This window comes from Nitrosomonas sp. Nm166 (assembly GCF_900112825.1).
Taxonomy (GTDB): Bacteria; Pseudomonadota; Gammaproteobacteria; order Burkholderiales; family Nitrosomonadaceae; genus Nitrosomonas.
Genome location: NZ_FONE01000033.1, coordinates 13566 through 39352, shown reverse-complemented (window position 1 = coordinate 39352; position 25787 = coordinate 13566). Strand labels below are relative to the sequence as shown.

The 25787-nt window shown below is 48.5% G+C and carries 21 protein-coding genes; all 21 read right to left on the bottom strand.

What is annotated here, in order from left to right:
• Positions 1-237: 237 nt before the first annotated feature.
• Positions 238-1659, bottom strand: a complete 1422-nt coding sequence (locus BM021_RS10210; protein ID WP_090720934.1) for a DUF6519 domain-containing protein — start codon at positions 1657-1659, stop codon at positions 238-240.
• A gap of 21 nt (positions 1660-1680) precedes the next feature.
• Entirely contained in the window at positions 1681-3993 is a 2313-nt protein-coding gene (locus BM021_RS10205) for a hypothetical protein (RefSeq protein WP_090720933.1), read from the bottom strand.
• Complete coding sequence (locus BM021_RS10200; protein ID WP_090720932.1) at positions 3990-7043, bottom strand: putative baseplate assembly protein; 3054 nt, start codon at positions 7041-7043, stop codon at positions 3990-3992. Before BM021_RS10200 ends, BM021_RS10205 begins: the two co-directional genes overlap by 4 nt.
• Positions 7040-9592: a putative baseplate assembly protein gene (locus BM021_RS10195; protein WP_090720931.1), complete on the bottom strand. Its 2553-nt coding sequence runs from the start codon at positions 9590-9592 to the stop codon at positions 7040-7042. The genes BM021_RS10200 and BM021_RS10195 overlap by 4 nt, the downstream gene beginning before the upstream one ends.
• Entirely contained in the window at positions 9589-9954 is a 366-nt protein-coding gene (locus tag BM021_RS10190; protein WP_218147849.1) for a GPW/gp25 family protein, read from the bottom strand. Before BM021_RS10190 ends, BM021_RS10195 begins: the two co-directional genes overlap by 4 nt.
• A 12-nt stretch (positions 9955-9966) precedes the next feature.
• The gene (locus BM021_RS15560) at positions 9967-10209 is read right to left on the bottom strand and encodes a hypothetical protein (protein WP_177186357.1); all 243 of its coding nucleotides are present in this window, start codon (positions 10207-10209) and stop codon (positions 9967-9969) included.
• A gap of 95 nt (positions 10210-10304) precedes the next feature.
• Positions 10305-10793 (bottom strand): phage baseplate assembly protein V, encoded by a 489-nt coding sequence (locus BM021_RS10180; protein ID WP_090720930.1) that lies wholly within the window; start codon positions 10791-10793, stop codon positions 10305-10307.
• A gap of 3 nt (positions 10794-10796) precedes the next feature.
• Entirely contained in the window at positions 10797-11921 is a 1125-nt protein-coding gene (locus tag BM021_RS10175) for a hypothetical protein (protein ID WP_090720929.1), read from the bottom strand.
• A 24-nt stretch (positions 11922-11945) separates the two neighbouring features.
• Positions 11946-12242: a LysM peptidoglycan-binding domain-containing protein gene (locus tag BM021_RS10170; protein WP_090720928.1), complete on the bottom strand. Its 297-nt coding sequence runs from the start codon at positions 12240-12242 to the stop codon at positions 11946-11948.
• Positions 12243-12253: 11 nt separating this feature from the next.
• Positions 12254-12907 carry a hypothetical protein gene (locus BM021_RS10165; RefSeq protein WP_090720927.1) on the bottom strand — a complete coding sequence of 218 codons (654 nt, stop codon included), beginning with the start codon at positions 12905-12907 and terminating at the stop codon, positions 12254-12256.
• A 13-nt stretch (positions 12908-12920) separates the two neighbouring features.
• The gene (locus BM021_RS10160; RefSeq protein ID WP_090720926.1) at positions 12921-15437 is read right to left on the bottom strand and encodes a proprotein convertase P-domain-containing protein; all 2517 of its coding nucleotides are present in this window, start codon (positions 15435-15437) and stop codon (positions 12921-12923) included.
• A gap of 154 nt (positions 15438-15591) precedes the next feature.
• Positions 15592-16191 (bottom strand): M15 family metallopeptidase, encoded by a 600-nt coding sequence (locus BM021_RS10155; RefSeq protein WP_090720925.1) that lies wholly within the window; start codon positions 16189-16191, stop codon positions 15592-15594.
• A 328-nt stretch (positions 16192-16519) separates the two neighbouring features.
• Entirely contained in the window at positions 16520-18283 is a 1764-nt protein-coding gene (locus BM021_RS15555) for an eCIS core domain-containing protein (RefSeq protein WP_218147848.1), read from the bottom strand.
• A gap of 38 nt (positions 18284-18321) precedes the next feature.
• The gene (locus tag BM021_RS10145) at positions 18322-18591 is read right to left on the bottom strand and encodes a hypothetical protein (RefSeq protein WP_090720924.1); all 270 of its coding nucleotides are present in this window, start codon (positions 18589-18591) and stop codon (positions 18322-18324) included.
• A 96-nt stretch (positions 18592-18687) separates the two neighbouring features.
• On the bottom strand, positions 18688-19215 hold the full coding sequence (locus BM021_RS10140; protein ID WP_218147847.1) for a hypothetical protein: 528 nt from the start codon (positions 19213-19215) through the stop codon (positions 18688-18690).
• Between the two features lie 125 nt (positions 19216-19340).
• Positions 19341-20573 carry an eCIS core domain-containing protein gene (locus BM021_RS10135; protein WP_090720922.1) on the bottom strand — a complete coding sequence of 411 codons (1233 nt, stop codon included), beginning with the start codon at positions 20571-20573 and terminating at the stop codon, positions 19341-19343.
• A gap of 124 nt (positions 20574-20697) precedes the next feature.
• Positions 20698-21153, bottom strand: a complete 456-nt coding sequence (locus tag BM021_RS10130; RefSeq protein ID WP_090720921.1) for a hypothetical protein — start codon at positions 21151-21153, stop codon at positions 20698-20700.
• Positions 21146-21403, bottom strand: coding sequence for a hypothetical protein (locus BM021_RS10125; RefSeq protein ID WP_090720920.1), 258 nt, complete (start codon positions 21401-21403; stop codon positions 21146-21148). The genes BM021_RS10130 and BM021_RS10125 overlap by 8 nt, the downstream gene beginning before the upstream one ends.
• Positions 21400-23496 (bottom strand): ATP-binding protein, encoded by a 2097-nt coding sequence (locus BM021_RS10120; RefSeq protein WP_090720919.1) that lies wholly within the window; start codon positions 23494-23496, stop codon positions 21400-21402. Before BM021_RS10120 ends, BM021_RS10125 begins: the two co-directional genes overlap by 4 nt.
• Entirely contained in the window at positions 23493-24746 is a 1254-nt protein-coding gene (locus BM021_RS10115; protein WP_090720918.1) for a Pvc16 family protein, read from the bottom strand. The genes BM021_RS10120 and BM021_RS10115 overlap by 4 nt, the downstream gene beginning before the upstream one ends.
• The gene (locus BM021_RS10110) at positions 24743-25774 is read right to left on the bottom strand and encodes a hypothetical protein (protein WP_090720917.1); all 1032 of its coding nucleotides are present in this window, start codon (positions 25772-25774) and stop codon (positions 24743-24745) included. The genes BM021_RS10115 and BM021_RS10110 overlap by 4 nt, the downstream gene beginning before the upstream one ends.
• Between the last annotated feature and the right edge of the window lie 13 nt (positions 25775-25787).

Below are 25787 nucleotides of genomic sequence, written 5' to 3'. Positions count from 1 at the left end.
CTACCTCAAGTTGCTCCGTTCCACTTGCCTTCCGTGCCATGATGACCTCTACCAAAGGTAAAGGCTTATATTATTACTGTTTCTATCTGTAATTGCAATAAGACATCCTTCTCAGAAATAAACGAAATAAAAACGAAACAACTCTGGATAAAAATATCCTGTTCATGACTATTAGTTTCCTTTTAGCACTACTGGCTTTAACTTTCTCTCCTCCATATGTCTCCAGAGCTGAGCAGCTTACAGCTGATTACAACTATTAAGTGGTCTAAATTCGCATCGACAAGGTTCCACCACATCGTTGTTGCCCGGACGCAAAATTGCCAGCGGTGCATAATAATGTTGAATGCCAAGAGGCTCTTGCGGAAGAGGGATTTTATTGTCTGTTTCTAGCTCTAGCTCTGGCTTTCCCTGCTCATCTATTTTTACAGGCCATTCGATGTCACCCGTAGCAACTCGTGCGGGAATGAGCCAGTAATCTCCGCTTCGATAGAAATGTTCGTCTTCCGTATCTTTCGTATCTTTCATAAATTGAATCTCGATCCCATTTTCGATCTCTATCCATCCTTTATCATCTTGGCCTTCCGTCACAGGTATCTCACCATCAAGTTTATCGATTTCGTTTCGATGTTTGGGATTCTTGATTTCGTGCTGATCCCACCGCCGTGCCTTGGTTGGCCATTTCTCAGTAGCCGAAATATTATCAGGTCTGTTAACTGCTAATTCGAGCGTGAAGCGGTCACCTTCCACTTTGGTCAGCTTAACCAAGGTGCCAGGTTCTCCTCGCAGCTCCTGTTCATCATTGCTAAGCTCTATCCAGATTCCGGATTCGAAACCTATCACTTTCTCTACCATCCATTCAGTGGCGGATAATTGCTTCAGCACTTTGCAGGCTACCGAGCCATTGTCTCTAGACCATTTGAATGTTGGGCCTTTACCTACAGTACCACCTTTATGAATTTCAATTCGATAAAGCTGATTCTCCTGGCCTCGATATTTCGCATCCGGAGCAGTCAGGCAGGGATCAGTTGAGCCTTCTGGACGCTTAATGCGCGCCTTCAATAATCCTCGCTTCGTAGGCTGCCAACGGTTTACCCACTTATCCCATGCCTCATGCTTCATTAGCTCCGAGCATCGGTCTGGAATATTGACCTCATTTGATGAGGTCTCGTTTTCTTTTCCATCATCTATCTTAACCTGCCAAATTACCTTTGTACGGCTTGCAGTGTCCGGTCCACCAAGCGCCTTTTCACGAATATAATCATCTTCCAATGCGGTAATATGGCGCTCCCAGACGTCAAGATAAATTAGATAAGTTCTCTCCGGATCTAGATCGGGAGGATTTGGATAATCTTCTTGGTTTTGGTAAGTGATATCTGCATCGTTTTCGCACAAGATTCCCTTTACATAGTAACGACCTTTACCGATGCTGAAATTCTTATTATCAGAGTCAGAGCCTTGTGAAATTCCAAATCCAAGATCATCACCTTCTGGCCCGGCATATGGCCCAATCAGATCGGTAACAAGTGTACGCAGATAGTGCAGCAAAATAGCAGTTTGCTCATTTGTATCGGCATCCAGTAACACACGACCTTGCTGTTGTAATACACGACTAAAATGCTTAGACGGATCAAATGTATCCCTTGAAAAATCACCTTTCATCGTTATTCTCCTAGCTCTGATTTAACTGGCAAAAATAATGCTTGCATCGGATCCTGCCGGAATATACTCATCGAGACGGGTGCGCAAATTCGCCTCACGTTGCGCATGAAACAGATCATGGAAAACACCCATTTCTGATTCATCATCCGCGCCTCGTTTAATCTCATGCGCGCATTTCAGCGCTAACTGACAGTAGGCCGGTGTACCGTAACGTATGCTATTGAATTGCGGCTTAACGCGAATTCGCTCACAAGATTTTGCTGCCTCGATTTCGCTGGTAGGGGGTGGCTGAGAACCATTTCTCTCTGCTTGCTTACGGAGACTCTGCTCAATCGCGCTCTCCGCCAGATCGGGCTGGCACATGTAACGCGATGGTGTACGTGAACCCGCCGTAATATAACTAAACCGCATGCAACCATATTGCCGTCGTGCGACCGTGATGCGCCCCTCAAAAATGCTGTTTTCACCTAACTCAATGGTATGCACCTGTACCCGACCAAACACTGTACTGCGCACCATAGTCAAAATCGCATAGCCAACAGGGCAACCCGAGCCGCCGATTGCTTCTTGCTCAGGATCAGTAGCATCGACAATACTGTCGCTGATACATAAACGAATTGGATCAAGCCGGATTTCTCTTTCCGCATCTTCACCTTCACACTCTGCTCGCTGAACTTCGCTCTCCACAGCGTGGATTTGCTCCTCCCCACCTTCTGACAGGTCGGTGTATGACGCCAGTTCTTCATTCGATTCTGGCAAAGTCGGACTGATCTGAATCGAACCGAGAATACTATGCTCAATGACAACACAAACGCGCCGACTGAAAATTTCAAGAGAGGACTCAACAGGGCACTGTGGTTGGCAATCACAATCCAGACTCCAACCTGGCACCAATGTTGAATGCCGGATTGTCACTTGTTTCAACTCACCGTTCAGCTGAATACCCCGACCTGTCACCATTACGCCATCCAGCGTAAAACATTCGCCTGCATTGCCTGCAATGACCAAAGCATCTGGCTGGTTGTGCTGCCAATCCAGCAATCGAATCACTGGGCGTTTTCCATTTGCCGCACGGAGCTGGAGGCTTTTATGACCGTCAGCAAACTCAATTTGAATTGGCTCGACATACACTCGACTGTCATCGATCTCGATAATCGCATGCGCAGGTTTCATTGCTTCCCATTGCTTGATGGCGTCAGAGATGGTTTTAATCGGACCATTCTGTTGATTAACATGAAAAACTTTAGCACTAGCAGATTGGGGCAGCTGACGATCATATTCACCACCTCCCATATCCGCGCTAAAACCATGACGGTAACTCACCCACACGCCATTCTTTGGTGCCTGTTGAGGTGAGAAAGCAATCCGCCCTAATACAGGATCTATTGCTACCGTGTCGCGGTGCGGAAGATACTGCCATCCGCTTAAATCTGCGGGAATAACTTTGTAAGGCAGGGGTTTAAGTTCTGCATCATCCGATCTGCCACGCTTAACCCCGATCCAGATATAAAAGCTATTATTTTCTCCATAGAGATGACCTGTATGCTCCGCCAGCACACTTCGGCGCATCGGCACCGGTAGATTGAATTCATCGGCAATGTGAGTTGGATCTATTTCAGGCTCCGGTTTTACAAAAAGCGGTGCATCATTGCCTAATGCACTAAAGGTATAGCAATGGTGGCCTTCATCCTCCACACAATAAGCCTGTGCTTGCGTAACCGGATAAGATTTAAGCCGCCAGACAAATACCCCGATGCTCGGAATGTTGTGACGACCTACCCTCTGCTGTGAATTAATTCGCCGCACATCCACGGTGTGCGCCAATTGATCAAAAGGACTATCCAGCAACTCCAATTGATGATTATTGCGTAAATCAACCGTACGCCCGCGCTCCAAATGTAAATGATTGAGCGCCTGAGTCCAGCCAAGCAATTTGTAATACTCCACTGCGCGCGCGGGCCATCCGGCGATATCGTTTGCCAGCAGTTCCAGCAAAGCTAGCGTGCCCTTACGCCTGCGATAACGAATAGTGTTGGCAACTTCTCGGCGTGGAATCAATATCTTGTTGCGCGCTCTTCCCTGCTCTGTTCGTATATCACCCGGTTCCCCCGCTTCGTGAACGGGCTGATAACCTATTAGCTCACCGATATACGGCACAACCCAATCCTCACAAGTCTCAATGAACCAATTCTCATAAAGCTGGGCAATATCTTTCTCAACCAGATTAACCTGCTCACTGATTACCTGCAGCACCGCCCTGAGCGGCTCACCTTGCTCAGCATCACGTATGCGATAAATCGTCGGTAAAAGCTCATACAGCCGATCGTTGTTCATCGTGGCACCTCATTCAGGATAAGCGTTGCGGGGACAAGGGGGGTGAAGTAGGCCAATTGCGCAGGATGTAGCACCTGTTTTTCGTAGCCAGCCAGGTTTACACTAATCCGATGCTGCGGTCCTTGCTTCACAATTTCTTTCACTTCATTAGCAATCTCAGCAGGCGTAAGCAATTGTCGCACGCCGCTTTCCACTTTCTTTTCCGGAATACCACCGAAGCTGTCAACATCCACGTACATCACCCCTCGAACACTTTGCATGGCAGCAATAGCCTCGCTGAGCAAGGCATCCTGGCCCAGTTCTCGTCGTTCGAAGCTGAAAACATCCAGCAAGGTGGCACGTATCTTCGGTTCCACCTTTTCCCATAGATAATCAGATTGGATACGGACTTTGGCGCTGAGAACAAGAAGCATCAATTCTCGCAGCTCAATGCGAAATGGTTGATAAGGATCACCGAAACGCCGTAGAGCCTCAGTGAGATTGCGGTAAAGATCCGAGTGGGTTTCAATAGGAATATCGTCAATCCCAGCAATCGTTAGATGTACGATCTGTCGGCGACCATCGGAAATTTCCACTGCCCGGGCTTTGCTAATACCAGCAAAGACGCGCGTAAAATCTTCATAATCTCGTACAGAAACCAACCGATCCAGCGCCATTACAGCTAGCGGCGCATTCTTACGTGCCTGATCCCGTGTTTCTTTATCGGCACCACCCGATGCAGGCAGCGGATTGATCACCTCCTTAACACCGAGCGGCCGAGTGGTAAGCAGGCTAATTTGCTCTGCCTTGACGTTACCGCCCTTACCGATCCCATTGCGATAGACAGCCCTGACATTCTCAATTCCGGTGGGAAGCCGCGCACCTTCTTTGCCATTACCGAAGATGACAGCAGTTTTACCTTCATCGTCAGTCCGCGTCACAAAACGCCGATCCCCCTTAATGAGTCCTACTAACATCTCCGACTCGTACCATTGCACATCGTTGACATAGACTTTCAACGTGCTATCCACACCTGATGGATTGGGTGCAGGCACGAAAGTCAAAGGCGGTTGTTTCAAGTTGAACTGCTGCAAAGACTTGCCGCCATCTCCGCTGCCAAGTGTTTCAGTGCGGGTTTCGCCGTGCGTGGCTTTTACCACATTGCCATAGATTCTTACAGTGTCACGTTTGAAGCAGTAGGCAAGTTTATTGGCAAGCTTGATAAAAGTATGGATCTTATCACCGGGAAGAACCTCTTTCCCAACTTGAATCAGATCGTGGGAAACACTAGATAGCATTGATAGTTCATTAAACCGAACAGCACTCGTTCCCTCGATTTCACGTTCGCCCGAGACAATCACCCAACGACCGGATTCCAGACCATCATATAAACCATCTAATTCAATAAGTTGATCGTTACCTCCGCATACTGGAGTTTCGATCGGTTCTTCAGCAAGTTCGAGCTCCTCACTTTGGGCATAAACGGCTGTTCTGCGCAATGCCTCAAAATCATTGTGTGCTGGTTGGCTAGGATCTTGATTTTTTAAATTTATCCATTTCTCATTAAGCTGGATCCAAGTGGTTGGGCCAGCCAAGTTATATTTCGCCCGCGATTGTGCCGAGTTAATATCATTCACCTGAATGATTAGCGGTTCCGAGTTAGTCAGGCGCGTGTCCGGTTTTTCCACAACAATCCAACTATCGGGAAGAATCGAGTCATAACGTGCATCAAGGTAAATTGCATTTTCTTCTTCATGCTCAATACGCTTACCAGCCGAGGCCACCCTTTCATTGTTGATGATTGGTGGCTCTTCAACTTCAATGATGGGCCAATCTCCAATAACAGTGATTTCACCATCATCCACTTGCATCCGTTTCGGCGCATTATGTCCAAATAATGACGCTTTCAATCTCAGTGCATAAACCTTAATGGAATTCTTCTCGGTAACTTCCGCATTTTCCGTCGCAGTTGTCAGCGTATCACGCAATACTGGCACAAAAGCTTTCAATGCCATGTGACTGGCTTCACCAACTGACAATGACTTACGAAGCATAGCTGAAGCATGAACATTTGGCGTGGTACTTGCCAAAGATTTGGACATATCTTGCTCTAGCGTATTCCCTAAAAACTGCCTATTGAGATCACGCTCAAGTTTCAGAGAATCTGCAGGCTGAACTGAAGGGGGGAGAGTTAGCGCGCCAATGAAGCCAATTTCCGGCCTGCCTGTTGAGAGTAAAACCTCGTTCACCTCTTCTTTTTTTGTTGCTTCTTGAAAGATTATCAATGTGCGATCCGCAGCCACATCCGGCTCTACTTCTTTTACATGGAATACATTGAGCGATTTCGCTTGGTTGTTACCTGAGAAGTCGATCAGCAGCAGATCATTTGGTTTGAGATTTGTCGAAATACCTTTTAAATAAATATGTGCATGAGTGCCATTGCCATTACGGATACTCTCCTCCGTTTGGGGTTGCTTCATACGCGGACGCAGATCATTCCATATCGCCCGCGCCTTCAAATCCTCGCTGGTTTCAAACGACTGCGGCAATTCGCCCGGTCCCGGTATGCTTTGCGAGCGGCTTCCTGCTGGAATGATGGTTTCCTCTTTATGGTTGGGATCGATGGTATAAGCTAAATACACGCTGGACGCGACACCGGGTCTGGGTTTGTAGCCCACCAGTCGCGCCATTTCCAATACCGATCGGCGCTCAATTGCTGTGCGCAGATACCCTTCATTGGCAATGCGTTCCTGATAAAAAGTCAGGACGTCACCGACTGTAGCCCAGGCGTCGAGCATGGCAATGGTGAAATCATCAGCCTCACGGGAAGTCAGTTTCCTTAGCGGATAATTTCCCTTGCTTTCTTTACAATCGACCTCACTGCCCAGACACAGATTGGATAACCGCGCCTTCATGCTTTCCAGGAAAGTTGCATGCGTACCCATACGATAAGACAACGCAAGCAAGCCTGGCCGGTTGAGTATCGCTAGCGGAGTCAGCAGTTCTGTGCCTTCGCAGCAGCCGCAGGCGGTTGAGTTGTGCAACGGTTTACAACAGCAATCAGTATTCATCGTCCACCCCTCATATCAAACCGGATCCGGCCGTTCTCCGGGAAACTGGGATCATTGTCCAGCCGCGCAATTTCCAGCGGGCCGAGCGGCAACACACCATTTTCAATCTCACTGTTAGCGGGTTCATATAGGCGTTGCATTTTGACAATCTTGATGCTTTCCACCCCTTGGATTCTCTGTGCTTCAGCCACTAAGGTACTCAAGTAAATATCATCGCCGAAGGTTAACCGGTCGACGTGAAACAAACCCAGTCTGTCATCGCTCGACTGGCGGTTGCTGAAGACTTCCAGCAACTCTGCCTTGACGTGACCACGCAGGTAATTAGGCAAGACACATACAATCAGCTCAATGTCCAGCGGCACACGGTGGGCAGCTTCCACTGATAAACCATGACTAATCCGGCGGTAACGATGCAGCCTCGCTTCGATCTCATCGAGTAGTTCTGGTTCAGCTTGCTCCGCACCGAAGGGATCTACCGCCACCAGCACTTCAAACCAACTGCCATTCCAATGCAGCGTGGTCGCAGCACGTTGCACCCGGCTGCCAAACTCGCGCATAACAATCGCCGTATAATCTTCTGCTGTAATCGCACGCTCTTGCCGCTGCTTGAATGCATAGGGCGCAAAAAGCTTGGCTTCAGCCAGTGATTCGGGTGCTGTTCCCCCGATGGCAGCTAAAGGATTGCGTACCGAGCGAATGCCGCCACTCAACATCAGCTTTCGTGTCACCAAATGAGTGATCGAATCTGCGCCAACATTGCCAGCCTGCCCATTGCCAACACGATAAGATGTATGAAAAACTGTACCTGCTTCCGGCTGTTGCCCTAACTCATCATCGCCAAAGCGCAAGCGCGCACGCTGGTCATTTTCCATTTCTACCACAAAATGTGGATCTGAGCCATTACTGCTCAGCAAATCTTGCTGAGCAAACCATTCATTGGTTTGAGTGTTCAGCTTCACCTGTGGCAAAGCATGGCGCACATTTTGAGTAAGCATCCGTGATGCAGGAATATTGGTCGCCAGCGGCTCGCTTAAAGTCAACGGTGATTTTTTTAGATAAGGGCGATAGCGTTGCGGTATCGTTACCGTATCGATGAAGTGACCAGCGCAGTCACAAGCTTCAATCGTTTCCTTGGGAAGGACGGGATCTAAATCTTCTTCTTCGCGCCGACCATGATCCACCAGGATGAGATTGCCACGCGCCACACTAATATTTTCGATAAGCTTGCACTCCGGCGGCGGTCCCATCGCTGAGAGACACAGTGGAAATGGCAAAGCATCTTCTTCGGCCCAGGTAATCTCGGTTAGTTTGCGTTCAGGATAAAGTGGATCATTGACATGCCTGATCTTGACTATCTGTACAGGATGACGATGTTGAGGATTAGCATCGGCCGGATTACCTGTCTTCGGACCCATCATTTCTTCAAAAATCAACACATCGCCGGGTTTGAGGTGAAGTTCTTTTGCAATCGAGCTTGTTTGCGAGGAAGGAGACAGCTTAGAATGTATTTCGTGAATTGGATCGCACGGGATTGGCTCCCTCGATTGCTCTGGTTCAATCCACTTACCAATCAGCGTCGCCGTTGTTGTACCACGCAGTAAGCAACATTCCTCATCGCCCCAAGTGTAGAAATGAATCTCATGCTGATCCTTGTAGAGCTTTATTGCCCCTTTCATCATCGGCTCAAAGACTTCGTAGCTACCAGCAGGCTGGCGCGCCAACTCATCTTCTTTTACCACGGTAGCGATATTTTCCTGGGTTGTGATGAAATAAACGTCATCCGGATTGTTCGGATCATCATTGAGCGCAAGGTTACTGTCCGTTTCCACACATACCCAGGTCCGAGCATTACAGCCCTCATGCAACACATAATCCACCAACCATGCATGGCGGCGCACTGAAATGCGCTGCCGAGCGGTATCAAGATAGGCCTCCGTCGCTACCGCATCCTGATAATAGCTCAGGTGATCGCCCACGTAAGCAAATAGTTCAACCAGTGCAATTCCCAGATCCGGCACATGGCGTTCACGCCAATCTGGTATCACCAACGCCAGTCGATCTAGAATTAGCTGGCGGAAACTGGCGTAATCCTTGGCAAGGTAATTAATAACCGGTTCTTCTCGTTGCTCGGGGGGACACACTACTTCCTGCTTGCAATCAAGATCACTGGGGCAATCCGCCCTGAAGCTGAATTCGACACGATCGTAGCGAGGATCAAATAATGACCGGCCGTCCTCATCCTGAGCAACCACACGCAATGCATAAGTTGAAAAATCGCCTTCCCTATCTGTCACGACTTCCATGGTATCGTCCAACCCTATCATTTCACTATGATTGACCGTGACCTCGATTACTCGAATATCTTGAATTCGTCGACCGCCTTCGATGATGACGTTGGATTCATCCAACGAAGCAGGCGCTTTGCCTAAAAAGTAAACCGTCAAGGTACGCCGGCCTGGCCCAACTTCCACATAATCCAGACCATAGAGCTCTGTTTGCTGGCGAACAGCCTCCCTTCGTTGTTCCTTTCTACAAATCAAAGTATTCATGATGCGCTCCGGCTAAAAGTGGCAACACGAGCCTCCTGTGATCGGAGTACCTGATACTTGACAGTCACATGCAAAGTCGCCTCTTCGCTGGTGACTTCGACTGCCTCCACTGTAATCACATCACCAAGCCAGCGTTGTAAGCCTGCCTGTACTGTGAACTGCACTGCTGCTGCCAGCTCCGGGCTGTTGGGCGCAAAAACCAGTTGCAGCAACCCACTACCAAAATCCGGACGGTTTACACGCTCGCCGGCGTTGGTGAAAAGAAACTGTTCGATCATGTCACGGATATGGTCGTCGTCACTGGTGTTAGCCGTATGACCATAATTGTCAAAATGAAAGGGAAAATCAATGTTGATCGCCATGATGTTTGCTCCTTAAGTCGCAATCACTCGTTTCTGGTTTGAAGCAGAATTCGGTATTCCCTGAGGTGCTTGATCGGCGGCTAAACAAAGCGCTGCAGGCGTTAAAATAGCTGCAGGTTGTCCATTAATTTTAACGCGGGTCGCCGCATCAACACGCACTTTAACGCAAGGATGAGGGCCGCCCGACACATTGAATAAACATCCTGCCACTACCAGCAATTCTGCTGTTGTCAGTACTTGCTGGGAACCGTTCACTTTTACCCTCGGAGGGTTTACTAAGGTGGGCGTCACAATCCCAGTTTGGTGAAAGCAATTTATAATCCCCCCAACATGTATCAAATAGCCTGGCATCACATGACCTCCAGCGCTGTACCATTAATGGATACAGTATTTTTAGACAATTTAATGGTAGCGCCTAAGCCATTAGTAATCTCAATACCTAGTTGCTTGATCTCTATTTTCAAGTTCCCATACTCAATGATGACACCGCCATTTCCTAATGTATCGTCCAAAGTTAGTGTGCAATTATCGGTTTTTATGACTTTTTTCTTATCGGCTAGCGGAGAAACTGAAACAGGAGCGGAATTATCATTTTTCCAGTAACATCCCGACCAAATAGGATGGTTTGGATCACCTGCTTCAAACTCAACCCAAATATCGGCACCTTTTGGTGGCATCGCAAAAAAGCCGACATTTGGCCCCGCATAAGGAACGCAAGGAGTTGCCCAAACTGTATTGTCACCAAATACGTTTGGGACTTTAACCAGAAGTCGACCTTTCCCATAAGGGTCTATATTTTGATCGACAATACCTGCATATTTTCCAAAAAATTGAGCCATAAGTTAACAAACCGGAATTAAAGGTGAAATGGTTCCCGTCCCTTCACGGGTCAGCGTAAAACTTTGGCCGTAGTGACCTTTACTGATCCGATGACTGACGTTTTTTACGTAATAAATCCCATCATAAGTATCTCCTGCACCACGAAGCCCTACTAATCCACGTGGACTAAGTATGCCGTTATAACGAATTGCGTTAAGTTCTCCTGTTGCCGTCAGAACATTGTCAAATGACTTATCTACCGCTCCCTGGGCTCGCGCTGCTGAACGCGAACTAAATCCGGTAAGCGTGGTAGAACGCCTTGCACCAGCTACATTTCGGGCAAGAGGAATTCGACTATCAAGACTGGTAGAACTGATCTTACTGGATCTTCCATTCTCGGTATATTGCGTACTTTGAGCACTAAGTGCATTGAACTGAAAATTAATTGAATCAACATTCGTAAATGGCCCCATTTTCACAGATAAGGCGCATTGTGGTACGGTCAAGCGCTGCGGTGGCCCCCAATGCACTTTATTGACTCCTGGAACAGGCCCTGGAGTGAGATAAAAGACAAATCCGTACAATTCCGCAAGACTGTTTAGATAAGCCCGGTCAGTCACATTCACAGGCTGCTGACGTATTTGCTCTAACGGATTGACGGGAGATAAAGCCTCTTGATTAATCGGAGGGACGGGAGGAACCAAGCCATATTCCATGTAGTTGCTGATAATCTGCCCAACTGCGACATAGTCCGGCATAGCGGGGTATGGGCGGCTTTGTTCTTCAAGATCCATCATTATGCTGATATCCTCGCCAGTAATGGTAAGAATATCCTCCCCTGGTTGTTCATTTGGAGTTAATTGAATGTTGGTAATGATGCCATCCATCAATACTTGAGGAGCAACCGAGAAACGCACAACAATAATGACGCGGTTAAACGGTTTTAACAATGGATTGGAAAGAAGCCCGTAATCACGTAGATCGAAAAGACCTGCCCGGCCTACCCGATAGCGCAATTGAAAACCGGAGGGTCCATCATCCCGGTGGTTAACTTCCACATCCTTTAATGCCTCGCTAAGCTGGCTAGGCGCAGGACTCGGCACCGTCTCACCGATCAATATTGTTAAATGCACACCTAACAAATTCATTCAGTTCTTCCAATAAGATATTCATTAGCCTTCAAACTGTGGTAATGGGATAGTCAATTTGCGGCCAATTTCCTTGGTTAAATCTAATGGATTCATCGCGTAATTCATATCGCAGATGCGCCAAAACTGTTCTGGATCACCTAAAGTTTTTGCTGTGATCATATCCAGCCTGTCCCCCTGGGTGACGGTGACTTCCGCCAGGACTTGCATATCAGCAGGATTGGGCAGAAACCGCCGACGTTTATAACGATGCTCTCGCTCATCAGCAGAAGAAAAAGTTACGGTTTCCACGGAATAATAGCGGCTGGTATGCATAAACATAATTTATCCTCCTAGAACAATTTAACATCACCACCCCCGACTGCACCCAAATTACCGACACTTCCTATGGTGGCGAAGACTTCTTTGGCTATCTGGTGGGCAAGAAAAATGTAGTACCCCGGATTGGTAATCGTTAAGTCGTTGTAACTCAATACCCGCAATCCCAAGGAGACCTTCGCTCGAATTGGGTTGAGTGCCTGATCAAAAGCTTCTTCAGTAATGCTGAATTCAGTCAAACGCACTGGAACCACCCGCTTAACTCCCCAAACCAGCAGCGTAAACGGTCCAATAGGCGGCAAAACTTCTACCGTGCCGAGCCCCAATAAAACTGTATTAGCAATGACCAAGGTACTTTTCGGATAAACCAGCATTTCAAGTGCTGACAATTGCGGATAGATACCCAACTCTTTAGTAATACCGTCAGCTTTCTCCATTTGATCGGTGGCATCAATTTCCACATCCATCTTGATCGTTTCAATCGGCGGCCCTTTCAATCGCATCGCCTCAGATCGGTCTCCACTGTCGCCCGATCCCTGGACCTGTAAGCTGCGCGTAACCGTATCCGGGTTGTACTGAAAAACGGCAATACTGGCCAACGGATTCATGGGGTCGATGCCGACTATTGCGCCTTTGAGAACTTTGGGAGAGCCGGGAAAAGTAGTCATCGATAATCCCCTATCACATAGGTGTCAGTTTTAAAGCCCAACGATTAAGTTTTCCCTGATCTGCACCCGCACGATCAGATACTTTAAGTTTCCAGTTGCCCTGGATCCCATGCCCTCGCAATGCTTGCAAGCCTGCAGTATTTTGCAGTGTATAAGTCTTGATGAGATTATCTGCCGAATCGCCAGTGCGGTTATGTAACAACACAGCTGTATTGTCCGGTGCAATCAGCTCAACAATCAAATCGCTAATATAGGTATGAGTAATATCTATCTCCATATTGATACTATCGAGCTGGCCTGGCTTGGAAACGGCTAAAGTGCGTTCAACGCCAGCAGGAAAATTATCCGGAATAGTAATGCCAGGGCTTTCTGCAACCGTAACTGAGTTATCCTCCTGCCCGGTTATTTCCAAAGACCAACTCATCAACTGTCCTCCATTATCTGCTAAAGCAAAGTCCTGAACATGAAGAACCCAATCGCCCTTGATAGTCTGCCCAGACAAGGCAAGTAATCCTGGCGTTGTGATAGCGGTAAATTCACGATGCAAATCGTGAGTACCTCCCCCCGCGCGATCATGCAAAATAATGCTAGTACCAGCTGGCGATATTAGGCTAACCCGTAAGTCACCAATATAAGTATGGCTAATATCCACCTGCACTTTAATGGATCGAACAGCGAAAGTATCTGAACAGACTATTTTGTCCAGGATACCGGCCATATTATTGTCAGGAATACTCTTGTTCGGAGCAGAATTGCCCTTAAAACTCTTTTCCCCTATCGGCATTACTTGTTTCAAAGCTTCCGCAACCGCCGCTTCAGCATCAACTCTGCCATGGCCAAACCAAGGACTCCATGTGCCTTCGGCATCACCGTTATTGATAAAATCACCCTTATTAAACGGTGCAATGGGGGAAACATCCCAACTGGTATCGGGATCAAAAGTAGCCGGCGGTGTTTTTGGATAGCCTTCAAAGTTTAAATTTTTGGATGCCGTTTGTTTAAGTATCTTAACCACCTCAAGCGCGCTCAACCCTGGATTGGCGGAAATTGTCAACGCTGCAATCCCTGCGACTAAAGGTGTGGCACTGGATGTTCCGCCAAAGGCATTGGTCACTCCTCCTGTAGCTCCGGTTGTTGTGGTCACACCCAATCCTTTAACAGTCATCCGCCGATATTCATGTACATTACTGGTGGGGGCACAAAGCGATATCCCGGGTCCGTAGTTGGAATAATGGCTGCGCTTACCGGGACTAGCTAAGGCAGCAATGTGCATCAACCCCTGAATCCCTACCAGGTTATTGCGAAACACTCGCGTTGTGCTAACACCTACCCAAACCCAAGAACCACCTTGGAATGCGAGGCCATCGTCATAAGGCACATCCTGATTAGCGGTATGATTAATCAGGCAATTCTCATTACCTGCCGCCCATAAAAACACAATACCTTTGCCTCTGCGCCCACCGGTCTGTGCCAACTCTTTAATGCGGTTGATTACCTGCAGTGCCCATAAACTGATCGGTACGCTGCCCCAGGAATTGGACATGACATCCGCTTTATCAGCAATGTAATTAAGGACGGTTAACAGTTTTGAATCGCTAATAAATAGCGAAGGGCCAGAAGATTCCCATTGGATAGGCAACAGCCTGCAGCCGGGTGCAGCGCCTACTGTCAAATCAGCATCCACTTCCCCAGCAATGACGCCACAGCATGAAGTGCCGTGATTGGAACCTTGCTTATACATCTCGGCCGGCTTGGCATCGATATCGTTCGATCTGACCAAACGCTCGCCGCGCATATAACCCCACGCGGCGAATTTATTGCCAGAATTAAAATCGCCATGATCCAGTTTGCAACCATCGTCTGATACGGCAATGACAACTTCCCGGTTACCATAATGGCCTAGAAGATTCCAGGCATTCTCACACAGGGTACTGGAACGAGTATCAAAATCCGGATCATTCAATTTAGTGTGCAAATGCCACTGCTTGCTATATGACGGATCAAGAGGCACTGCCACAGCATAAGCCTTCATACGCTGGTTTAAATCATGTTCGGCCATCTCAACCAGCGGATCTTGCTCCACCAGCTGCACCACCAGCTTGACTGGATTCATACCGGTATGGTTGGTCAGTTGGAATAGATAATCTTTATCGCTGTATGTTTCTTTTTTGATCAACCCGTAACGGCCGGCAAATGCATCTACCTCTGCATCAGGAAGTGCTTCTTTAAAGGTTACAAAAATCCGATCGGTAATCAAAAACTCAGCGCCTGTTTCTGAATCGAAATAGGCATGATGTGTCGGTGCGATCTCTCTGCCCTGCTCCATGACTGACTCTAAATCAGCAGCATGGGTAGTGATGCGCGTTGAAGCGGGTGAAACTTGCTCTGCATTAATAACTTGCTCTGTATTAATCATTGCGGAATCAGTCAGCTCATCAGGTCGTGCCCGAACAATGATTTGATCAGGGCTTACATCCAGTTCTACTTTCTGGCCGCTACGATAGGTGTATGTTTTTGTATTTCCGTTCATTTCACTAACCTCCATGCTTAATATCTTTTCCAATCAATTAAAGCTACCTTTTTGATTTCTATTCGATTCTTAATGCTTTGGTGATTCTCATGCAACGGATGTTTCTATTAACTTGCCCCTTTGGGCTGCGTTAGCTGGAACTGACTATAAAAAACTAAACAATCGCCTGCCCCACTTCAAACCTATCGCGTACGCTGGCTATGACAAGGCCAGTTGCCAATTGATAATGGGGTTTATCCTTAAAACTTTCCCAGTGTCCGCCCCATTCCAATTCAGGTGCTAAACCAACTTCAGCAGCTTTATCATACAACGGCGATTCTTCAAGATATGCTCCGCCATTGAATATGCCGATATCCCAGGCAATGCCAAAATTATGGTTGCTTCGCCCACCTTTTGCCTTAGTGACAATGGGTGGTGGATTACCGAATCGTCCTTTTCTGAATAACGCATCTTGTTCGACATAAGTGCGAGTACCCGAAATAATTCGGGCATCAATACCCGCATCCCGGACCTTCTTTAGAAATTTCCGTGCAACCTCTTGTGCTTTTGGGTTAAGACTCGCTATGTTTCTTTCGCTACGCGCATCGAATTGACCGAAGGTATCGGAGATTTCCTGAGTTCGCTCCTCGAAAGCGTTTAACGCGGCATCGGTCTTTTCGCCATAAATACCGTCAAGCTTCGAAGTATAAAATCCAGCGCCTTGCAGAAAACGTTGCAGAAAGAGTATGTCTTCTCCAAAAAACTGTACGCTCATCGCTATCTCCTTTCAATTGTTGTATGCCGATAAACCAACAATGCAACGCTTACTTTATCCTTACCTATAACACTTTCTTCGGTTTAGAGCCTGCAAATTGTTCAGTCCTTTGATAGGTTTTGCTACGCTTTACCATCCTATGCAGCCTTTGTAATTTCATTCGGCGGATTACGCTACGTTAATCCGCCCTACACGAGCTGAAAGGCTTTAGATCGATTGCTCATATCGTCCCTTGTAGAAAGCTCCTCAAGCTGGCACCTCATAGTGTCCAGGTTATGCTGGAACACAATCAAACTTAATATACCCGACAACAACCAATTAATCTGACTCAAAATGTTCCCCTCATTGTCACTGGAAGATCCAGTTGATTGATAAATGGGACATACCGAGTTGCACTACGCTCATGTTGAAGGACCCAGAAAGCAAAGAGGCCAGCAAAATATAGATCGGATTCGTCAACACCAAAGTCATCGCAAATTATGAAGCGTAGATCAATTGAATAACTACGCTCAGGAATGCTACCTGTGAAGCCGGTCACAAATAGTTCTTCGCCCTGAGTGCCGCCTATAACCGCTTTGAGAGCCCTTCCGTCAGAAAACTCGAAGTGTGTCTCTGGCGGTGTTACTGACAAAGCGCACGGATTTAGTACACCACTCGCTGACTGGGCGGCTAGCTGTGCCTCGATTTCGGCTTTGACTCGAATGATAGTAGCCAGAAATGAACCACAACCTAGAGCCATCGACCCTAGCGCACTCGCTGGACCGTGGGTCTCGGTACCTCCTGTACCGGCTGCGAACCGAGAATATGCAGCGTAGCCAGCACCTCCGGCGAGACTGGTCAGCACGCCAACCATCTCTAGCATGCAATCACCGTCTGAGACAAGGGAACGGAACGGAAGATGTGAGGAATTATGGACAGCAGCCCAGGTGGCTAGTTTAGCTTCCGATGCCGCTGAAATGCTGGGAAAGTCAAAGTGCGCGAAATCATTGCCAGATCCACACCCACGGGCACTACCTAAGCTTTGTGGTAAAGTGCAAGGAGCAGGAGTCGGTGGCGCTGGGGGTGTTGGAGGCAGTGTAATGGGCGAAGAAATTGTGGCTCTCCGATTATTGGCCTCCGCACCGAACTCGGTAGTCTCACCCTGAGCGACCGTGCGAATGACATCAACCGGAATTCCAGGGATCACAGAGGAAGGAGTAGTGAGCTCATTGACTACTTCTTCGGCGCGATTACACGACAACCGCCAATTCAACTCGTCCGTTCCGGGAGTGCTGGCATATCCGTCCACTCGCACGGGCGCGTTGCCACCAGCGGCTTGCCAGTTCAACACGAAATTATCTATTTGTGCCTGCTGCAAAGTGGAGAGAGTAGAACTATTATTGCCGAACAGCAGTTGTTCAGCCGGCGCAAGCGGTGAGTCACTGGCTATTTCACACTCCAGTTCCACCCCCGGCGGAACTTTAGTCGGGTCGCCAATTCGCTGGATTGCTGAAGTAGCAGAATGGATATTGGGTACGCTTATTTCATTGCTACCGGCTGCAACCACTTTTTCTGTCACAGTTTCGGCTTCACGTTCATTAGCGTTGCCCGGTCTGCTCACACGCATCGAACCAGACAGAGTTGAAACACCGCCGCGCGACTGCTGCACTGTATGGGTCAACTCGTGCGCCATCAATCGTCGTCCGCTGTTGGTTTGTGGTGAATACTGCCCTTGTCCGAAGACAATATTCTGTCCGATAGTATAAGCGAGCGCATTCACCGCCCGCGCCGATTCGGCCGCCTTTCCATCGGTATGCACTCGCACTTGGCTAAAGTCGTGACCAAAGTGCAGTTCCATGTAAGCGCGGGTTTCTGGGTCAAGCAGTTGGCCGGGCGAACGCAGCACTTCGTGCACGATGAGTGGGACTTCAGAAACTTCGCTTTGGTCATTAGCCTTGCGTTGCAAAGCTTGTTTTTTCTTGCATTCCTCGCACTCCCCGCCTGCTGGCGTATGAGTGCCACAGGAGCACTTCCGTTGAAGTAAATCAGTAAAGACAGGCATAAACGACCGTTCTGAGAGAACTTTATTTTCGGTTTGTAGTTGGGCAATCATCACTATTTCTCCTAAATATCTCATTCGATTTGCAACGACTAACAGGTGAGTTTACCGATGTCTTTGGCTTCAAGGTCAATGGTCTGCAAGCACCAAGCACCCTCACTGGCTGTCCTAAGAGCAAGGAAAGTCCCGGCGTGATGGCGGATATGTATTATTAACTTGATGATATTTTCCTCGATGCCGTCGCTAAGATTATAGGGCACAACACTAAAATCAATGGGCGGCGTCATTGTGACGCTTAAGTCAGTCGGTACGGCCAATAACTCGTAATATTTAGCAATCGTCTCACCAATCATTTTATCCATACCTTTTCCAGTAACATCGTTTTATTCGTATAAAACCATCACATTTCCATCGTTTCACCACCTGCTACACTTTATAATTTCATTCTACGCTGGCTATTATTCATGATTGTTTTTGTTTTGCAGTTGATCGGAAAGTAAAGCGAAGCTGCGATAGCGCGACCAGTACCTGTCAATTGCTGTGTCCAGTTCCCCTAACGGAAAGTCAGCGCCGTGAGCTTGCTTGAATGCGACAAAGAAAGCGAGAATTGCGGCACCTTCGGCGTGGGTTAGGTTGTCGAAGCGCTCGTGGAAAATGGCCGCTGGAGCACCGGAATCGAACCATTCCAGTTGCTGCTTACGGAGAAGCTCGATCATGTCGTCCGGCAAACCGAGACCGGTCGGGATCTGTGCAGCCCGATCGAGCGCCTCTATGACGTCCGTGCGGGAGGGTTTGGTAAGTTCACCTATAAGCTCAGAGGCAAAAACACTGAGAGAGGCATATGACTCCAGGGAGGCGCGCAGGAATGCCGGCAGGAAGTAGAGGAAGGCTTCCGGCGTGAGCATCCAGAGGTTGCTTTCGACAATGGTTCGCAGCTCATAATCCGTGAGCTCCGTTGAGGTCTTTGTCGCAAGGAGTTCGCGCAAGTGATCACTCTCATAATGACTCACTCCCGACCGTATGATCTGATTAGCTGGGGGCCGGGGGCGCAATGCGAATGCATTAAAGAATAGTGCCCTGAGATTCATGTCATACCTAACTTGCATGATTATTACGCACCTGTCGAGCCTTCAGGTGAGAGCTCTTCCTTGATCAGAACGAGCAGCGCTATTACTGCAGCAGCCGCTGCAGCTTCTGCGGCTGCAGCGGCCAGCGCAGCGATAACTTTCGCGAGTGCTATAATCGCTGCGATAAGCGCGACAACCAACGCTATAGCCACTCCAACAGCTGCTGCCGCAATGATCGCACGCGCACTCTCGACGACAGCTGCCATCGCTTCGATCAGTTCGGGCGGACAGTTAGAGTTCGAGAAGAAATGGTAGCAACGATTCATCATGTTGATCTTGTTTTTCAGTTGCGTGCAATGACCGTCGTCTCCGCCCCTGAAGCACGTCTCCATGATTGCTACGCGTGCGGCAATCTCTGCGGTGACGGCAGCGATCTTGGTCGCGAGAAAAAGGCAGCTGTCGCCCGCGGAGCAGGCACCGAGCGTATTCACGACTGCTTTTGCTGTCTCGACCGAGCCCCGCAGAACGATGTACTTTGCCCAGCTGCAGTCACCCGGGAGCGGAATTTTCGGTTGGGGAGGCTCGCACATAACTCGTTGCACCAAGTGATTGTCCATCCCCATGTGTAATTCGCTGCTCTGAACGCGGGGCTCGCCGTTTCTATTCATAGAGAAGTGATGAATGTCGGATGTAGCCCTCTGCTGCACCACGTGTGTCAATTCATGCGCTATCAACCTTTTCCCAGCGCTAGAATTAGGCGCAAATTGCCCTGCACCAAATACAACATGATTTCCCACTGTATAAGCATGAGAATTCACATCCCGCGCCGATAGTTCCGCAGCACTGCCTGTATGCACTCTCACTTGAGAAAAATCATGGCCGAAGCGTTGCTCCATATCTTGCCGCAGTGCCGGTTCCAATGGTCTGCCAGAACTAGCAAGTACGCGGTCTACGCTAGGAGGAGCAATGCCAGTATCTCCTGGCCCTTGTCCCATGTAGCGCTGGATACGCAGTGGTGTATTGCTAACAGCCGCATTGGCTGGGGCCGCCATCACCTGATCAGCAACCCGATCGGCTTCCTGTTCCAACGGGTCGTTACTCGCGCTAATAGCGAGCTTTCGTTGTATCCCCATCTTTTTCTTCGAACATTCCGGACACTCTCCACCTGCCGTTGTATGGTTGCCACAAGCACACTTGCGCTGCAATGCGCTGCTTGAAACCGGCGTGAAGAATGTAGGGCTACTCTGCTTTAACTGATTTTGCGCTCTCTCGTTCATAGGCTGCCTCGTTGCATTTAGACTACTTTTTCGATAAACACCAAATCCTCGGCTTCGACGGTAAACTTGACCTCATTGCCCGTGACCTCAACAAAGGTGTCAAGGTTGGTGAAATGACCGGTCTTCAATTCCACCACCGGGTCCGGGTTAACAGCAAGATAGTCTTTGAAGCCATCGATGCTGCCGCCATCGCCCATGAAGTTGATGATGCGGCGGAACAGTTTGAGCAGACTTCGTCATCGGTGACCGATGCGAGGCTTGAAACCGTGAAGCCTTGGGTCGTTTTATCCTTGGGCCAGATGCCCTTTCCGCCCTTCCGGGCCTTATCCACCGCTGAAGTAACCTTTTTTCTCAGATCGGAAAAGAGTCCGGTGTAGTAGGTCGGGTAGGCCAAACCCGCCAGCGTTGACTTATAGTTCACACTGTCCTCCAGACGATTCGAGCGAAGAAAAACCTGTGCACCATCTTCCTCTTGGGCGTCACCGGCAAACACAAAAGCAACCGGCCGGTGGTTCTTTTCGGTGGTGCGCGACAGGATATAGCCTGGCACGCCGTCCTGGGCAGCAATTGTCTTATTCATGACTGATTCCTTCGTACACCGATTGTGCGATTTGCTGGCCAAGTTGAACCGGATCATTACCTGCCACCTGAATGCTATCGGCGGAAATACGCGGCATGGCAACCCCTTTTGCTAAATTAGGCGAAATATCACCCTCCGTAAGTAGCCGGGTAAGCTCAGTTGTGACAATGCTGTGCAGCAAATGCTTTTGATCGGGGCCAATATTGATGCCATCCAAAACCAGCCGCTCGATATGCAGATTAATATTCATTTGGCCTCCGTCTTATCCAGCCAGCGAAAATCGGACTCTTTCGCAGGACGTTCCAGTTTTTTAAATTCGGTACGCGCTGCGTTCAGAATCAACGGCATGGTCACCTTGCCGTCAGGTTGCTGCGCCGCGAGAAAGGCTGCATTCAGCGCTACGTTGTGGATGTTGCCACCAGTCAGATTCATTTTTGCCAGACGTTGAAGATCCAGATTCTCATCAATTGGGGTATTGGATGGAAATATTTTCCGCCAGATTTCCTTGCGTTCCTCGCTGCCGGGAAATGGAAACTCGACGATAAAGCGCAGGCGCCGCATGAAGGCTTTATCCAGCGCGCTTTTCATATTGGTCGCCAGGATTGCCAGTCCCCGGTAAGATTCCATGCGTTGCAGCAGATAATTGATTTCGATATTGGCATAGCGGTCGTGACTGTCCTTGACTTCGCTGCGTTTGCCAAACAGGGCATCGGCTTCGTCGAAGAACAGGATGGCCCCGCTGTCTTCTGCAGCATCGAACAACTTGCGCAGATTTTTTTCCGTCTCGCCGATATATTTATTTACCACTTGCGACAGATCGATGCGGAACAGATCGAGCTGAAGTTCATTGGCGATCACTTCCGCGGCCATGGTCTTGCCAGTGCCGCTTTCGCCAGCGAAGAGAGCATTGATGCCTAGTCCACGATTCATCTTTTCGCGAAAGCCCCAGGTATCGTAAACACGGTTGCGTTGAGCAATTTGATCGGTGATTTGCTGAAGTAGCGCTTTTTGTTCTGGAGGAAGCACCAATTGCTCCCAATCAGCTTTGGCATCGATACGCTGGGCCAATTGTTCCATGCCCTCGCGTGCTGCGACACGGCAGATCTGCCACAGATTTTTGTTAAGCTCAGATTCGTTCCCGGCTGCTTGACTCAGAGCTATTTTTGTCAGATGCAGAATTTCATTTTGATCAAATGAAAATTGTTCCGCTATCCGTTGCGCCAAGTCCAGCGCTTGACCATTCAGAGCCTTAATCCAAATTTGCTCTTGTTCTGCAGACGTTGGCTTGTTCACTTCAACCGATAGACGGTCACGAGTTACTTCGTTTTTGGCGTCCTGAATATCGAGGAAAATTACACCGCTACTGCGCCCAAGAAAACGTTTGAGCTTTGTTTTCTCAGCATCTACCATGCCATCCACTTCAATATACAGCGCCAAGGGCATCAATAACGATTCGCGGTGCCACAGCCGGGTAAAGGTTTCAAAGTCTCCGATTTGATCTGGCAAAACTCTAAAGCTGATGGTTTTAAGATTTAAACCTAGTGCCGTAGCGACTATCCCAGCCACCTGGTGCTTACTGGCTAAATCATGTCCAAGCAACTCAATCACCGGTATCTGTCCCAAACTATTTGAGAACTTTATGTTTACAATGATATTGTCGACAATTTGTTGCTGAGAAGGCGGCAATCTACCTTCAGGAATCTGAATGTTCATCGGATCAATCAAGGGTGCTAAGCGATCATCCAGATAATTTAATCCCTTGAGATAATTGACAATGCGCTCATCGATAGCCAATGTGGCGCTTGTCAGTGGTTGCGCGCCTGGCTGATTAATCTCCAATAAACGCCAATGACGCAACGGACCATATGGCGACAAGGTACCCCAATCTGGATTATCGAACAGAGTAAAAGTCAGTGCAAACGTTGGATAAGGCTTGTTTAAATTTTCTGGCACTTTGGCACAAAGACTGATAATTCTCGTGTCCAGCGCTGCTGCAGCACACAAAGCCAATACATTACGGTCAAATTCTGATAATCCCAGATTACTGGCCAGTAGACTGAGTGCCGGTGGCGGATTATTTTTTTCCAGTTCAAGCATTTTTTGCCGCGCACGCGCTATGGCTTCGTCAATTGAAGCAGCCACTGGTGGGGTAAGCATTTTCTTTTCTTCTTTTTTACCAGATCGATTAGACCGGAAACAGTTGCTCAGCATTTTCGGCTCTTCTTGCTTTACTGATGGCGGTTTGGCAACTGGAATAAGTCGCTGCAACTGCAGGCGAATCCAGACAATCATTGTTGCCAGATGCTTGCGGTTGATTTCATTCCAGTTCTCTTGGTCGCTCATGTGATGTTCACCTGTTGGTTATCGGCGAATTGCGGTGTATCACCGGAAAAATCTACCGGAATGCTATCAACACCGTCTATGCGCAAACGCACTACATAGGGAATAGCTCTGGCTTTTGCCTTTTCGACTGTAAAAGTTAGTGTGCTGGCTGCAGAGGGATTGGCGGGTGTGCTGACAGCATCTGGTTTGATGGTCCGGTCACCAAACAACAACAAAACGCGTTGATCGGGCAGAATCTGTGGCAAGCATTCGATGGTTAATTCGACATTACCCGCAGGTGCGGAAGGAGGATCAGGATCGACCAATTTTATTTTTGGGGACAAAGGCATGGATAACGCATTGCTTGTCCAGGCAGGCATATTAGGACGCTTTATCAGTAGCGAAACCGAATAAAATCCTGCCGGCCATTTCGATCCTACAGGCGCATCATCTGCTTGATCCGGCAGCTTGACAGTTATCTCAGTATCGGTTCTGCCCGATTCTGGAAGAAGATCAATCGGTTTTGGAATTGATGGATCCATCGAATGGACCAGAAGCAGGTGCTGAAAACGGATGACGATGTTATCGCCAGCCAGATTTTCTCCCAGGATAGTAATCAAATCGCCAAATTCAGCGGCTGGTTTTTGGTTTGGAAAGCGTAAGCCTGAAATGGAGGGTGACGGTGCAGCAGTCACATCGGTACCCTGGTCTTGCTCGCCGCGTTTTAATACTGGTAATGGCGCGCTTTTTATTCGCGTGCTCTCAATGAGCACCACAGAGACTTGGTAGCCAGTGGAGAGCCGGTATTCCGCCGATTGAAAACTGCTCCAGAGCTTGGACATATCATCCAGACTCAAAGTATCAGGTGTGATACGAACTCGCTCAATTTGTCGATGCAGACCAGAATCCGGAGTGATGCCTTCAATATCCACTCTGCCTAGCAAGGGGCGATCGTGCAGTATACTCATCGCCCGTCCCATAAGCTGCTGGCCTGAAATATCATCATCATTTGCGCCATAGGCCGTAATCAAATATTTCAGCACCAAGGGCAAAGGAGGATAAGCATTTTCTCCGCTTCTTGCCTCACCGGGCATCGGAAAATTGCTAAACGCTGAATTGTAATGTGTGCTGTAGAGAAAGATGTTGATTTGCTCGCCGTTTTCTCCCTGGCGAGCGATGCTGGGCGGTTTAGTGCTCACTGTTGCTGCCGCACCAGACAGTAAATGGCGCAAGGTTGCAGTAACGGTCGCCAGTGCATCCGGGCTGCTCATGATCGCACCCCACTTTGACGTTGCTTTAAGTAGTCATCCAGACTCATTGCCGATGATTTAGCGGGAGTCTTTCGTGCTGGTGTTGCTGCTACAGTGGCACGCACTTCGATGCGCCCAATAGTGACCTGAATAGTAGGCAGTGTTTCATCGGCCGATTGCTCCGTTGCATGCTGTAGAGCAGTAGATTCAGCAAATAATTTAAAAATTTCTCTCCTTTGCGCGGAAGAGAAATTAGATTTCGGCATTAAGTCCGATCTTCGTTCAAACAATGGCTGCACTTCGGAAGACTCAGCACCTCCCAGCATTTCTCCACGAGACGAGACAGTATGCGCTGAATTTGAGGCTTTCTTTTGCTCTGGATTTTCTATGTTTAGAAGAGGTCGTATGTGTTCTTTTTCAATTTGGACGCAAGATGCTTTCTTTTCCGCAAATTGCTGGCGCGCTGATAAGTCGGCCGTAACCACGCTTGATGTATCGAGCGGTTTTTTGATTTCTGCACTTGGCGTCATCTGTTCTCGTTCTCCCTGTATAGCACGCTCGGTTGGCTCAGAGAGTTCTCTTCGTTCTGATGAGGGTTTATATAGGGAAGAGGTTTTTATTTCTTCAGGCTTTTCTACTTGCACAACAGGTTTAATTGGCTCTTCTGCAGCTCGTGGGGTTCGACCATTTTGTGCCATTGGTTGCTCACCGATAGTTATTTGGTCGACTTCTTTCCATGAATATGGCTGGTGTGATTCCGTTGCAGACGAAGTCTCGGTCATGGAATCTACAGTTTGGGATTTATTAAGGCCCCTACTCTCAGTCAGCTGTGGGGACTTGTCTGCGCTGACTCTGGCAGAAATAAACTGATCAGATAGCGATTCTGGCTCACCAGATGCTTCCGCTGTCATTGGCACGAAAGACTCGGAGGGTTCGGAAGATTCAAAGATTGAATAGTGCGGCGACTCGAATCGGGATAACGGACGCGGTTGTACGCCGAGCTCCGGTTGCTGAATTCTTAATGCGAGCTGGTTGAGATAATTTTGCACTGTCCATTCTCCT